General features: G+C 70.0%; 9 protein-coding genes. 4 read left to right on the top strand and 5 right to left on the bottom strand.

What is annotated here, in order from left to right; genetic code table 11:
• Positions 1-18: 18 nt before the first annotated feature.
• Positions 19-1,461, bottom strand: a complete 1,443-nt coding sequence (locus tag ACZ7OI_RS01985) for an MFS transporter (protein ID WP_470262367.1) — start codon at positions 1,459-1,461, stop codon at positions 19-21.
• 103 nt (positions 1,462-1,564) lie between these two features.
• On the opposite strand from ACZ7OI_RS01985, the gene ACZ7OI_RS01980 reads away from it, so the two are divergent.
• Positions 1,565-2,410, top strand: a complete 846-nt coding sequence (locus ACZ7OI_RS01980; RefSeq protein ID WP_470262366.1) for a helix-turn-helix transcriptional regulator — start codon at positions 1,565-1,567, stop codon at positions 2,408-2,410.
• Here the strand turns inward: ACZ7OI_RS01980 and ACZ7OI_RS01975 are convergent.
• Positions 2,347-2,979, bottom strand: coding sequence for a dihydrofolate reductase family protein (locus ACZ7OI_RS01975; protein WP_470262365.1), 633 nt, complete (start codon positions 2,977-2,979; stop codon positions 2,347-2,349). The genes ACZ7OI_RS01980 and ACZ7OI_RS01975 overlap by 64 nt on opposite strands.
• Before the next feature lie 134 nt (positions 2,980-3,113).
• Between ACZ7OI_RS01975 and ACZ7OI_RS01970 the strand changes: the two genes are divergently transcribed.
• Entirely contained in the window at positions 3,114-4,235 is a 1,122-nt protein-coding gene (locus tag ACZ7OI_RS01970) for a sensor histidine kinase (RefSeq protein ID WP_470262364.1), read from the top strand.
• On the top strand, positions 4,232-4,900 hold the full coding sequence (locus tag ACZ7OI_RS01965; protein ID WP_470262363.1) for a response regulator: 669 nt from the start codon (positions 4,232-4,234) through the stop codon (positions 4,898-4,900). The genes ACZ7OI_RS01970 and ACZ7OI_RS01965 overlap by 4 nt, the downstream gene beginning before the upstream one ends.
• A 133-nt stretch (positions 4,901-5,033) precedes the next feature.
• On the opposite strand, the gene ACZ7OI_RS01960 is transcribed toward ACZ7OI_RS01965, so the two are convergent.
• Positions 5,034-6,590, bottom strand: coding sequence for an acyltransferase family protein (locus ACZ7OI_RS01960; protein ID WP_470262362.1), 1,557 nt, complete (start codon positions 6,588-6,590; stop codon positions 5,034-5,036).
• Between the two features lie 193 nt (positions 6,591-6,783).
• On the opposite strand from ACZ7OI_RS01960, the gene ACZ7OI_RS01955 reads away from it, so the two are divergent.
• Positions 6,784-7,935: a hypothetical protein gene (locus ACZ7OI_RS01955; RefSeq protein WP_470262361.1), complete on the top strand. Its 1,152-nt coding sequence runs from the start codon at positions 6,784-6,786 to the stop codon at positions 7,933-7,935.
• A gap of 21 nt (positions 7,936-7,956) precedes the next feature.
• Here the strand turns inward: ACZ7OI_RS01955 and ACZ7OI_RS01950 are convergent, their stop codons facing one another.
• A complete protein-coding gene (locus ACZ7OI_RS01950) occupies positions 7,957-11,631 on the bottom strand; it encodes an FkbM family methyltransferase (RefSeq protein ID WP_470262360.1) in 3,675 nt (1,224 codons plus the stop codon).
• Positions 11,624-12,805, bottom strand: coding sequence for a hypothetical protein (locus tag ACZ7OI_RS01945; RefSeq protein ID WP_470262359.1), 1,182 nt, complete (start codon positions 12,803-12,805; stop codon positions 11,624-11,626). The genes ACZ7OI_RS01950 and ACZ7OI_RS01945 overlap by 8 nt, the downstream gene beginning before the upstream one ends.
• Between the last annotated feature and the right edge of the window lie 119 nt (positions 12,806-12,924).

Genomic DNA, 12,924 nt, shown 5'->3' with positions numbered 1-12,924 from the left:
TTCCGTCGGTCGAATTTCTCAGCGGGGATCGGGCAGCTTGCGAGCCAGCCCGGTCACCAGCAGTGCTAGTGCCGCCAAGATCCCGATGACCAGCACAAACGCTCCTTGATAGCCCATCGCGCCGGGCACGCTCAGGCTGGCGAAAAGACTGCCGAGCACTGCGACGCCCAACGCCAGCGACGTCTGCTGGGTCGTGGTCAGCACGCCGCCGCCGACACCCGCGAGGTCGGCAGGCACTCGCGAAAGCACCACCCGGAACAGCGTGCTCATCGCGAGCCCGTTGCCGATGCCGATCAGCACCATCGCCGGGGCCAGCTGCCAGATCGACAGGTCGGGCCAGTCCAGCAGCGCGGTGCCGGCGAGCGCGATCAGGCCGACCGCGAGGATCGACCCGCCGATCGGCACGATCTTGCGCCCGAACCGGGCGACCAGGTGACTGCTGACCAGCGACGTCGTGAAGTACGCGACGGCCATCGGGGTCAACGCCAGGCCAGCGCCGAGCGGACCGAGGTGAAGGCCGTTCTGCAGGGTCACCGCGTAGACGAACATGAACGAACCGAAGGTGCAGAAGAACGGCACCGCGACAGTGAGGCCGTGCCGCACGCTCGCGGTGCGCAGCAGGGCTGGCGGCAACAGCGGAGTACCGCCCGCAGCCTCGAGTTTCCGCTCCACCCGGGCGAAGCCGTAGGCCGCGAACGGGAAGATCACCAGCAGCGCGATGCTCCACCACGGCCAGCCGAGCGCGCGGCCTTCCATGATCGGGATCAGCAGCGACAGCAGCGAAACGGCCAGCAGCACGGTGCCCCAGCGGTCGACGCCGAGCGGGTTGCTCGCCCGGCTGTCCGGCACCGTGCGGCGCGCGAGCAGGAGCCCGATGATCCCGATCGGCACGTTGACCAGGAAGATCGGCCGCCAGCTCAGGTCCCACACGTTGGCCGCCACCAGCGCGCCGCCGAGCAGCTGCCCGACCACGGTGGCGATGCCGCCGGTCGCGCCGTAGAGGCCGATCGCGCGGGAGCGGCGTTCGCCGGACGTGCCGGCCTGGATGATCGACAACGCCTGCGGCAGCAGCAGCGCCGAAGCCGCGCCCTGTGCGACGCGCGCGATGACCAGCGTGCCCGCGTCGGGAGCGACGCCGCAGGCCAGCGAGGTCAGCGTGAACAGCGTGAGGCCGAGCAGGAAGAGCCTGCGGCGGCCGAACGTGTCGCCGAGTCGACCGCCGAGCACGAGCAGCACCGCGTACGCGATGCCGTAGCCGGCGACGATCAGTTCGAGGGTCGCGGTGGACGCGCGCAGGTCGGCATCGATCGTGGGCAGGGCGACGTTGACGATGAAGAAATCGATGATCGGCAGCGCTGCCCCCAGCAGCACGGTGATCAAGCCGGCGGACGTGAGTCCCGTCCTCGCCGGCGTCCCGACAGCAGCGGTGGCCGTCGCCGGGGCAGGGGTGGTAGTCGTCATGGGTACTACGTTCCGCCGCGCGCGACCCTGGTACCAGGTGTGCTTTTATCCTGGTACTGCGACTACCTGGTAACAGGGTCGGCGGTGTGCTTACCTGGTAGTCGTGACCACTGGCATCGAAGACCGCCTGCGCCGGACCGAGTTGGGCGAGTTCCTCCGCAACCGGCGCGGGCGGATCACGCCCGAGCAGGTCGGCCTGCCGCTCAGCGGACGCCGCCGCACGCCGGGGCTGCGCCGCGAGGAGGTCGCGCAGCTCGCCGGGGTGGGCGTCACCTGGTACACGTGGCTCGAACAGGGCCGCGACATCAACGCGTCCGAGCAGGTGCTCAGCGCGATCTCCCGCACTCTCCGGCTCGATCCGCACGAACACGTGCACCTGTTCACCCTCGCCGGCGCACCGGAGCCGGTGACCGAGAAGAAGCACTGCTCCGCGATCACCCCGTCGATGCGGGACATGATGGTCCAGCTGGAGCCGTTCCCGGTCGCGGTCCGCAACGCGCGCTTCGACGTGCTCGGCCACAACGCCGGCTACGACTGGCTGATGGGCGGCGTCGACGCGATCCCGTACGAGGAACGCAACACGCTCGTCCAGTGCCTGCTCAATCCGCAGTGGAAAGAGCGGATGGTCGACTGGGAGCAGAACGTGCCGCGGATGGTCTCGTCCTTCCGCGCGGCGATGGCCGAGCACGTGGGCGAGCCCGGCTGGAAGTCGCTGGTCAAACGGCTTCGGGCGGAGTCGCCGTGCTTCGAGGAGCTGTGGAGCCAGCACGACGTGAACACCGAGCTGGCCAAGACCAAGCGGTATCTGCACCCGGAGGCGGGCCTGCTGACGTTCGACTTCACCTACCTTTACGCAGGCCGACGTTCGGAAATCCGGATGTCCGTCTACACCCCGGCGAACGACGAGACGCTGGAGAAGCTGCGGGAGTTCGTGCCGGCCACGCGGTAGTACAGGTGGGTCACGCCTTCGCCAGGGGTGACTTCGGGCGTGCCGAGGCGCACCGGTCCTAGTCCGAACTCGCCGAAGAACGGCACCCCGCCGCCGAGCAGCACCGGCACCAGATCGATCCGCACCGCGTCGAGCAGTCCGGCCTGCAAGCACTGCCGCGCCATCTCGCCGGAGTTCACGCCGACGTCGCGGCCGTCGGCCAGTTCCTTCGCCCGCGCCACTGCGACTTCGATGCCTTCGGTGACGAAGGTGAACGGCGAGTCCTCCCATCCGGCAGGCGGCTGATGCGTCACCACGACCACCGGCCCTCCGAACGGATGCGTCCCGCCCCATCCCGAGGTCAGGTCGAACAGCCGCCGTCCGACCACTATCGCCCCGGTCGATTCCAGCTGTGCGCGCATGACCTTCGCGCTGGCCGGGGACATGCGCAGCGCGCGTCCCGGCTGCGCGGTCGGCACCTCCTCGGTACCGCCCGCCATCCAGCCGAAAAGCAGATCGAATCCCGATTCGCCCGGTCCCGCCACGAAACCGTCCAGCGACATGCTCGCCCCGGCCACTACCTCGCCCATCACCGTCTCCTTTTCCGTCGTTTGCCCATGGAACGGAGCCAGTTGGACGTCCTCGACATACTGCGCCACGCGTAGTCCGATCCCGCGCTTCACGACGGACGCGCCCGGCGGTCTTCCCCGGTAGTTTCCGCACCATGCACTACTGGTGGCGGGCGCGGAACCCGTGGTTCGGGCGGGTGTTCCGGACCTTCGTGGTGCTCGCCTTCGTGCTCGGCGGCTCCAGTGCGTCCGGCCGCTGGCAGCACGCTCCGCACCCGCTGAGCCCGCTCGGCGCCGCGTGGCTGGCCGCGACCGTGCTCACCCTGCTGCTCGTCCACCGCTACCCGCTGCCGCTCTTCGTGCTCACCGCGGCCTCGGCGTACGCGTACTACCTGTCGCCCGAACCGGGCGGGCCGGTGATCATCGTCCCCACTGTCGCGCTCTTCGTGCTCACTCGGCGGAAGGGTCCGGTGGTCGCGGGGAGCACCGGGGCCGTGGTTCTCACAGCGGCCTACGTCGTCCACATCATCCTTGCGCAAACGTTTGCGGTCAGTGCCTGGGCGCTGTTCTCGGTGGTCTGGATGTCCGCCGTGATCGGCATCGCGACCGCGGTCCGGTTCCAGTTCGCGGCCGTCGCTGCCCGGCGCGAGCAGGCCGACGAGCACCGGCACCGGATGGCCGAGCAGGAGCGGCTCCGCATCGCCCGCGAGGTGCACGACGTCGTCGCCCACAGCCTCGCCATGATCAACGTCCAGGCAGGCGTCGCCGCGCACGTCGCAGACCGGCGGCCGGAGCAGGCGAAAGAGGCGCTGCTCAACATCAAGGCGGCCAGTGCGTCCGCGCTCAACGACCTTCGCGCGACGCTCGCCGTGCTGCGTTCCGGCGAGAACCGCGCGCCCGCGCCGAGCCTTGCGCAGGTCGAAGAGCTGCTTGACCACGCGCGCACCGCTGGGCTGGAAGTCGAGCTGCACGGCGAAGCCGGCGAGCTGCCCGCGCCGGTGGACGGCGCGGCGTACCGGATCCTGCAGGAGTCGCTCACGAATGTCGTCCGGCATGCCGACGGGGCACAGCGCGTCGAGGTCCGCTTCGAGCGGAAGCCGGGCACGCTGGTCCTGACCGTGCGCGACGACGGCCGCGGCACCGCCCAGCCGACACCCGGGCACGGACTGCGCGGCATGCGGGAGCGAGCGACGGCGCTCGGCGGCACCGTCGAGGCGAGTGTCACCGGGCAGGGTTTCCAGGTGCGGGCGGAACTGCCCGTGGAGGGGGAGAAATGACCATCCGCGTCGTACTGGCCGACGACCAGGCCCTGGTCCGCGCCGGATTCCGGCTGCTGCTCGACACCGAGGACGGCTTCGAGGTGGCCGGTGAGGCGAGCGACGGCGAACAGGCCGTCGCGCAGGCGGTCGAACACCGGCCGGACATCGTGGTGATGGACATCCGGATGCCCGGCACCGACGGTCTCGAAGCGACCCGCCGGATCACCTCGCACCCCGATCTCGCCGGGGTGAAAGTGCTGGTCCTGACCACTTTCGACGTCGACGAGTACGTCTACGAGGCACTTCGCGCCGGGGCCAGCGGCTTCCTGCTGAAGGACACCGAGCCGGTCGAACTCCTGCACGCGCTGCGCGTCGTCGCGGCGGGGGAGGCGCTGCTCGCCCCGACCGTCACGCGCCGGCTGATCGCCGAGATCGTCGGACGGCCGGAGCACCGGCGGATCGACACCTCGGCCGTGCAGGAGGTGACCGAACGCGAACGCGAGGTGCTGGCGCTGGTCGCGGGCGGGTTGTCGAACGACGAAATCGCCGCCCACCTGGTGATCTCCACGGCGACAGCGCGCACGCACGTCAGCCGCATCATGACCAAGATCGGCGCTCGCGACCGGGCGCAGCTCGTGGTGCTGGCGTACGAATCCGGCCTCGTCACCCCGCGCCGCTCGTGAGTGGCGCTGCCGGTTAGAACCGGCCGCGCCACTCACGAGGGCTCGCACGAATGAGCTAAGCCGAGAGTGTGAGTTACGCCGTGTCGGTGAACGTCCTCCCACCCCCGCACGCCCTACAGGCAGAGCATCACCTTCAGCGAGGGGTGTGGCGGAAGGAGTTCCCGTGGCGTGGGAGATCGTCGTGGTCGCCGCGCTGGCCCTGGTTTTCCTGGTCCGGCTGGTAGCGCAGCTCCGGCGGAGCTGACGGTCGGCGACGCGGCGGCATCGCCCGGCGCACCGGAGGTTCGGCGGTGCGGTCGACGCCCGATTCGACGGGACGCGCCCGGTGCGCGCCGCCATTCGCGCGAGGTGTCGTCGCGCGCGGAGCGTCGTTCGGCGGCGGAGCACCGTTCCTCGGCATCCGCCCGTTCGGCACTGGACGCGGCCGAGGCGCCGGACGACGCGGCGGCACCGGTTCGGCGGGAATCCTCGGGATTTCGAGGGTCACTTCGGTGTCGTCGACGAGCTGAGTCTTTTCCCCTGGCGTTTCGACCGGCGGTTCCACCGGAGGTTCGGGCGTCTCCGGCGCGGGCGGAGGCGGCTTCGGCCGATGCGACAGCCGCCGCGCCAGCGAGTGGCTCGGCCGCTCCACGAACCGGTAGCTGAACTCGACCACCCCGAACACCGCCGGGATCACGATCAGCAGCGCGATCGGCAGCGGCACCGCCGGGCGCAGCAACTGCAGCAGCACGAACGTGACCAGCATGTGCAGCAGGTAGATCGAGTAGCTGCGCTCGGACAGCATGGTCCAGATCTTGCGCTGCTTCAGCCGGTCCTCGGCGAACATGCCCATCAGGAAGCAGGCGACGGCGAAGGCCAGCGCGAGGTTGTACGAGCTGTCCACGCGGCCGACGTCGATGATGTCCGCCAGCACGTACAGCGACCACGCGCAGCCGCCGTACAGCGCGCCGGTCCACAGCGGGATCTGCTTCTTGGTCGTCGCCCAGACGACCTGGCCGATCAGCATCGCGGGCAGGTACGAGACGTTCACCGCGAACAGCGACCACGACGGTCCGAACTGCGACCGGCTCATCATCACCACGAAGACGAACGTCAGCTCCACCGCGATCCCGAGCCACACCCACCGGCGCAGCAGCGGCAGCACCGCCATCAGCAGCAGGTAGAAGATGACCTCGACGATCATCGTCCAGGCCACCGGCACCAGCACGACCTGCGGGAAGATCAGGTAGTTGACCAGCGTGGTGTTGGTGAGGACGGTGAGCGGGTTCAGCGTCTGCGCCTGCCCGGTCGACGGCGGGTGCAGGTTCACCAGCAGCAGGAACACCGTCAGCAGCACCACGAACAGCATCGGCGCGTACACCCGGATGAACCGGTTGAGCGCGAATCGCCCGGTACCCTGGCGCAGCGCGATCGGCGTTACGACGAAACCGCTGACCAGGAAGAAGAACGGCACCGCGATCTGCCCGATGCCCTGCTTCGACATGTGCATCGGAGCGCTCGTGAGCGCCTCGATGAAGTCGACGTACGGGGCTTTGTCGTTCTTCGCGATGATCCACGGATGGGCGATGTGGCTGTAGAAGACCAGCAGCGCGCCGAGGCCGCGACCGATGTCGATGAAGACGATCCGGGTTTTCTTCGGCGGCGAAAGCTCGGCCAAGGCAGCGGAATCCGGCTCGGCCAGCGTGATCACCCCCGTCTTCCGCTACCGACAACCTGGTGAAGGTTACCGCCTCGCACCCCCGGCCCGGAGGTACTCCCCGGAATTGGCGGTAAGCGGGGGATAAGTCACAACACCCGTTCTGGCCTCGGATTATGTGGTCGCCAGGTACGATCAGGCAGGAATTCGTCCGGTTCACGCGAAGTAGTTCAGGAGTTCGGGGAGCGTGCAGCAGTCCAGTCTCGACGGAGCCGTCGAGCGTTCGCCGACCCTGCGTGCCGCGTTCCGTCAAGCCGCCCCGGCGATCAGCCTCTACCTGCTGTTCCAGATCCTCGCGTTCGGCGTGCTGTGGATGATGAGCTGGAAGGCCGACGTGTCGCCGGGCCGGTTCATCGACAACTTCGACGCGAACTGGTTCCTGTCCGTCGCGCAGCACGGCTACGACCAGCCGGTCACGCTCGGCACCGACGGGCTGCCGGTCGAGAACAGCCTGGTGTTCTTTCCGCTCTACCCGGCGACGGTGGCCTTGCTGGCGCTGGTCGGAATCCCGCCGCTGGCGGCCGGGGTGACGATCTCGCTGCTGGCCGGCTGCGCGGCGGCGTGGGGGCTGTTCGTGCTGGGCCGCGACCTGGCCGGACCGCGCGTGGGCCTGCTGGTCGCCGTGCTGTGGTCGATCGGGCCGGGTTCGACGGCGCTGCATCTGGCGTATTCGGAATCGCTGCTGATGGCGCTCGTGGCCTGGACGTTCGTGATGCTCGCGCGGCGCGAATGGCTGGTCGCGGGCGGGTTCGCGGTGCTGGCCGGGCTGACCAGGGCGAGTTCCGGCGCGTTGATCGCCGCGGTCGGCATCGCCGCGCTCATCGCGATCTTCCAGCGGCGCGACGGCTGGCGGCCGTGGGTCGGCGGGCTGCTCGCACCGCTCGGACTGCTGGGCTACCTCGGCTACGTCTGGATCCAGACCGGCCGCCCGGACGGCTGGTTCTGGCTGCAGAACGCCTGGCAGATGCACTTCGACTTCGGCGTCTTCACCTGGACCCAGGTCCGCGACGGCCTCACCTCGGACGACGCCAGCTGGATCACCGTGACCGCGCTCGTCGTGCTCGCCGCGGTGGTGCTGCAGTTCTGGACCTGGGCGACACGGCTGCCGTTGCCGTGGCAGATCTACGGCACGCTCACCGTGATCATCGCGCTGTGCTCGTCGAATTTCTTCCAGTCCCGCGCGCGTTTCCTGCTGCCGGCGTTCGTGCTGACCGTGCCGGTCGCGCTCATGCTGGCGAAGCTGCCGAACCGGGTACTGGCGGTGCTGCTGCCGGTAATCACCGTCGGAAGTGCTTGGTACGGCTCATTCCTGCTGACCATCGCGCACGTGGCGCCCTGAGCCGCCACGTGCGCGATCAGCTCAGGGCGCGAGCCAGAGCGTGACGAACTGCTTCTCGTCCGCCTTGGCCGCGGCGATGATCGCCGAGTCTTCGAGCACCTCGTCGGCCGGACCGTCGTCGGTGACCACCTTCGGCGTGTAGCCGAACGAGCGGTACCCGGCGAGCACGGCGGCCGGGTCGTCGCCCAGCTCCGCGATCGCGCCCGGGTCGAACTCGCACACGACGTGCGGCCGGTCGCGGCGCAGCACCTCGGCCAGACCGGCCAGCGCGCGGTGGTCGCGGCCCTGCAGGTCGACCTTCACCAGGCTGATCCGCTGCTCGGTCACCTCGGGCACGGCGTCCAGCCGCACCGCGGGGACCTCGACGCCGGAGCCGTCGGTGGTGACGCGGTTGTCGCCGCTGTTGCCCGGGGTCGCCTGCGCCAGGTGCACGGTGCCGGGCTCGTCCCACGCGGCCGACTCGACCACGGTGACCAGCTCGCCCGCCGCGGCGGGCAGGTTGACCTCGACGTTGCGGCGCAGGTACGCGGCGTTGACCGGGTCGGCCTCCACCGCGATCACCCTGGTCACTTCCGGCGTGGCCCGCAGCAGCCGCAGCGTGTGGTAGCCGACGTGCGCGCCGATGTCGAGGAACGCGCCGCCCGCCAGCGACGCCATCAGCTCGGCCTCGCTGTCCTCCCAGGACCGGTGGAACAGGATCCACGGGAGCATGACCTCGTCGACCGGCATCAGCAGCGCGCCGACGTCGCACTGGACGACGTCCGCCCCGCGCGGCACCGGAGCGTGCCGGAGCCGGGCGGCGTCCCGCATCGCGCTGACGTCGAGGGTCACCCGCTGGATGGCCTTCTCGTCGGCGTCGAGCCGTTCGTCGCGGGTCGCGAACATCTTGTGCACGGTCCCCGCGGCGGTTTCGACCTGAGCGCCGACCCCGTCGTAGCCCTCGGCCAGCTTCGCCACGTCCGCTTCGAGATTGCGCAGCGCGAGGTCCGTTTCCGGGGTCTGCCGGCGCAGCTCGTCGACCGTGCCGCGCAACGCTTCGAGCCGTTCGCCGAGTGCGCGCGTGGACAGCGCGGTTCGGCGAGACTCGTCGATGTTGCGTTCCAGGCCTTCGATCCGGTCCAGCAGCCGCCGGTTGCTTTCCTCGGTGGCGCTGAGCAGCGCGCTCATCACGTGCCGCTGGTGCACGTCGTAGTGGTCGATCGCGCGCAGCACGGCCTTGCGCAGCGCGGGCGCGAGGGGCAGCCGCGACGGCGCGCCCGCTTCCGGACGCCAGCGCAACGCCTCAGTCGCCTGCTCCAGCGGGCTGAGCGGGTGTTCCGGAGGCGGTGTCGCAGTGCGCTGCCGCTCCTGCCAAGCCGCGTGCGCCTGCTCCAGTTCGCGCCGCATCCACTCGGCGGCGGCCGTCATCGACCGCTCGCGCAGGATGACCTCCCGGGCGCGCTTGCCGCGGGCGGTCGCCTCGGCCGGGTCGTCGGCGATCTGCACCATCGCGGCCGCGGCGGCGTCCAGATCGGGCTCCGCCCAGACCGCGTCGGAGTGGTACGGGTAGTTGCCGTCGCCGACCGGCACCAGCCGGTACGGAATCGGCCAGCCGGTGGACGCGTCGAGGAATTCGGTGGTGCTGGAGTAATCCGTCGAGACCACCGGCATCGCGCGCGCCATCGCCTCGGCGACGGTGAGCCCGAAGCCCTCGCTGCGGTGCAGCGAAACATACGCGGTGCTGGTCTCGTACAGGTTGTGCAGTTCCGCGACGCTGAGGTAGCGCTCGATCAGTTCGATCCGCTCGTCGCCGCGGACCACCGCGCGCAGCCGTTCGGCGGCCTGCGGGTGCAGCTTCGCGTTGATCGCCTTGACGGTGAGCCGGACGTCCTCGCGGCCGGGGAACGCCCGCTGGAACGCTTCGACCGCGCCCCAAGGGTTTTTGCGCTCCGCGACGCTGTTGAAGTCGAAGGCGAACAGGAATCGCACCGGTTCGCCCTTGTCCCGCGCGGGCGGGGACGGCTCGCCCGGATCGCGCACCGGCACCGGAATCGTCTTGACCGGGATCGGCGAATGCTCGGCGAACGCGCGGCGGCAGAAGTCGCTGACCGTCCAGACCTCGTCGAGCATTCCGAACGCTTCGTGCTGCCACTGCGGGAAATCCTCGAGTTCCCAAGCCCAGAGCCCGATCCGGTAGCGGCCCGCGCCGACCTCGGGGTGGTTGGTCAGGATCGTGCGGGTCTGGTCCGCGTTCACCGCGAACACGCTGACCGGGAACCGCGGATCGCCGACCGTCGCCGGCCGTTCGATGCCGGTGCGGTTCGAAACCGCCTTCTCCTCCAGCACGGTGGCCACCGGCACGCCGCCGGTTTCGATCGCCTCGAGCACGATCCGGCCCATCTCGCCGAGCCCCAGCTCAGCGGTCAGGTAACCGAGCAGGTTCACGCCGAACTCGTCGTGCGGCGGACGGGTCGCGACCGGTTCCGACGGCAGCGCCCACTCCGGCAGCCCGGCCTCGGAAACGCCGGACCCGGTGCACCAGTGGCGGAAGGCGTCGGCGTCGTCGCCGTAGGGGTGCGGGAACGCCATCTGCAGGTCGATCCGGGACGCCCAGATCGCGTGCGTCAGCCGGTTCAACCCAGCCGCGGCCTGGCCCTGGTCCTCCGGGGTGGCGAGCCATTCGCGCAGCGCGAGCCCGCCGTCCTCGGCGTAGGCGTGCGGCGGCGCGGGCTTCTTCTTGCGCTCGGACTTGATCCAGCCCTCGCGGAAAACGCGCCGCGCGAGCTTCGGCACCGGCGTGCCGTCCTGGAAGTCCTTGAAGCCGTAGGGAATCGAGTCGAGCGACTCGGCGTACCCCGCTTCGCGCAGCTTCGTGCCGTACGAATCGCAGATGGCGCGAAGGTCGTCGTTGTGCGACAGCAGCACGCGCGGCTTGCGCGCGCAGTGGAAGCTGAGCAGCCACGGCTTCTCGGGCCGGTAACCGCTGAAGTGGAAGAACCGCAGCTTCGCGCCGCCGGCGGTCAGGTCGCCGTCCTTGTCACGGCCGATCGGCCGCTCGTGGAGGTTCCAGTACGCGACGTCGAATCCAGGATCGGTGACGACGTGGTGGCGGAACAGCGACGGCACCTGGTCGACCCAGCGCTGGTCGGTGAACAGCTGCTGCTCCGGCGCGACGATCGCGTCGTGGCGCAGCCTGCCCGCCCAGAAGTCGAGGAACGGCCCGGCGCCGCGGCCGACGCCGATGAAGCCGAGGTTGAACATCCCGGTGCCCATGATCACCGCGTCGTCCGGCTCCATGCCGTCCTGCGGCAACGGGGTCAGGAAATGCGGCGCGAGCACGATGTCGTGCTCCTTGGCCAGCTCGGCGACCTCGGGGATCGGCGCGAACAGCTCGATGTCCGGGTCGAGGTAGATCGCGGCCTCGGACTCTTTCAGCAGCTCGCGCAGCAGGTACGGCTTGACCGACGTGGCGAGTTCGGTGACCGAGTACGCGGTCGCCATCCGCAGGTAGTCGTCCTCGTCGATGCCGAACGCGGCCGGGCCGACGACGGTGAGTCCGTCGCCGGCCCGGTCCGACTGTTCGCGCGGGGCGTCGATGACCGCGATGACGAAGCGGCCGCCCGGATGGTGCTCGAGGTAGGAGCGGGCCAGCACGCGCGCGGCAGGCACATAGTTGCGGGCGACGATCGTGCAGGCGGTGGTCCCGGGCTCAGGCATCGGCGGTCAGTACCGTGAGCTGCTGGTTCAGTGCGGTGGTGAAGTCGGTCTTCGTCTGGCCCTTGCCGGACACCTCGACGCGGACGATCACGTTGCCGTGCGCGTAGTGCCCGCGCGACTGGGCCGACTGGCCTTCCTTCGCGTCGATCGAGGTCGCGTACACGCCGTTCGGGGCGGTGGTGTCGCGCTTGGCCCCGTTCGTCGTCTGGACCTCCATCAGCTTCTCGGCCGCGGTCTTCGCCGCGGTCGGGCTGCTGGCCTGTGCCAGGAAGAGCGTGATCAGGTTGCCGTCCTCGAGGTGGTACACGACGAACTTGACCTTGGACGCGCCCGCCGCCTGGTAGGCGCTCAGTTCCTGCGGGTTGAGGTACTGCAGGGTGTCGACCTGCGAGAACGACGTGATGTCGTCGTGCGTCTCGGCCTTGCCCGGCATGCTCGCGACGCCGAGCGGGTCCGGCGGCTTCGGCGCGGCCGAACTCTGCGAGTGCTGCGCGGTGGTCTGCTCGGTGCCGCCGCCTCCGCTGTCGCGGCCCCACAGCCAGTACGCGCCGAAGGCGATGCCGGCCAGCACGATGACCGCGCCGACGATCGCGCCGATCTTCTTGCCGTTGCTCTTCTTCGGCTTGTCAGTGAAGTACTCCGGGCCCTGGCGGACCCATTCGGAGTCGCCCCCGGACGGGCCGAGCGGCGGAAGATCCCCGCCGCCCCACGGCGGGGTCTGGTCGCTCTCGGCCGCGTTCCACGGCTGCTGCGGGAAGCCCCCGGGAGGCGAGGCAGGCGCGCCCTGCGGGAACCCGCCGGGCGGGGAGTAGTGCGCCTGCGGCTGGTGCTGCTGCGGCTGCACGACCTGAGTGCGCTCGGGACCGGCGTCCGCGGGCGGCTGCTGGGTCTGCCACGACTGCACGACCTGGGTGCGCTCGGCACCGCCGTCGGCGGGCGGCTGCTGCTGTTGCGGGGCCTGCGGCTGCTGCTGCGGCACGCCGCTCGGCGGGCTGACCGGGGCGATCACCTGCGTCGAGTCCGCGCTCTGGTTCTGCGGCGGCGGGGCGGGCTGGTCCTGCTGGCCGACAGCCGAGGACAGCACCTGATCACGCCGGATGCGATAGTCGTCCGCGGAGAGTCGCCCTGACGCGAGCTCCTCGTCCAGCCGGCGCAGCTCCTCCTGCCAGGACACCAGGGCCCCCCTTATCTGTCGGCATGGCGACGGTCAATGCGTCGTCGCTACCCGATTGTGTGTGACGACGTGGACATTGTGCACGGGTGCGACCCCACGTGACCTGGCGGGTCGCCTTG

This window comes from Amycolatopsis sp. NPDC114503, assembly GCF_055633655.1.
The sequence above is the reverse complement of the archived record's forward strand: the minus strand, read 5'-3'. Positions and strand labels throughout refer to the sequence as shown.

What these genes read in the sequence shown, in the direction of transcription:
- ACZ7OI_RS01985 (WP_470262367.1), bottom strand. Translation starts at nt 1,461, where the DNA reads ATGACGACTACCACCCCTGCCCCGGCGACGGCCACCGCTGCTGTCGGG.
- ACZ7OI_RS01975 (WP_470262365.1), bottom strand. Translation starts at nt 2,979, where the DNA reads ATGGGCGAGGTAGTGGCCGGGGCGAGCATGTCGCTGGACGGTTTCGTG.
- ACZ7OI_RS01970 (WP_470262364.1), top strand. Translation starts at nt 3,114, where the DNA reads ATGCACTACTGGTGGCGGGCGCGGAACCCGTGGTTCGGGCGGGTGTTC.
- ACZ7OI_RS01965 (WP_470262363.1), top strand. Translation starts at nt 4,232, where the DNA reads ATGACCATCCGCGTCGTACTGGCCGACGACCAGGCCCTGGTCCGCGCC.
- ACZ7OI_RS01950 (WP_470262360.1), bottom strand. Translation starts at nt 11,631, where the DNA reads ATGCCTGAGCCCGGGACCACCGCCTGCACGATCGTCGCCCGCAACTAT.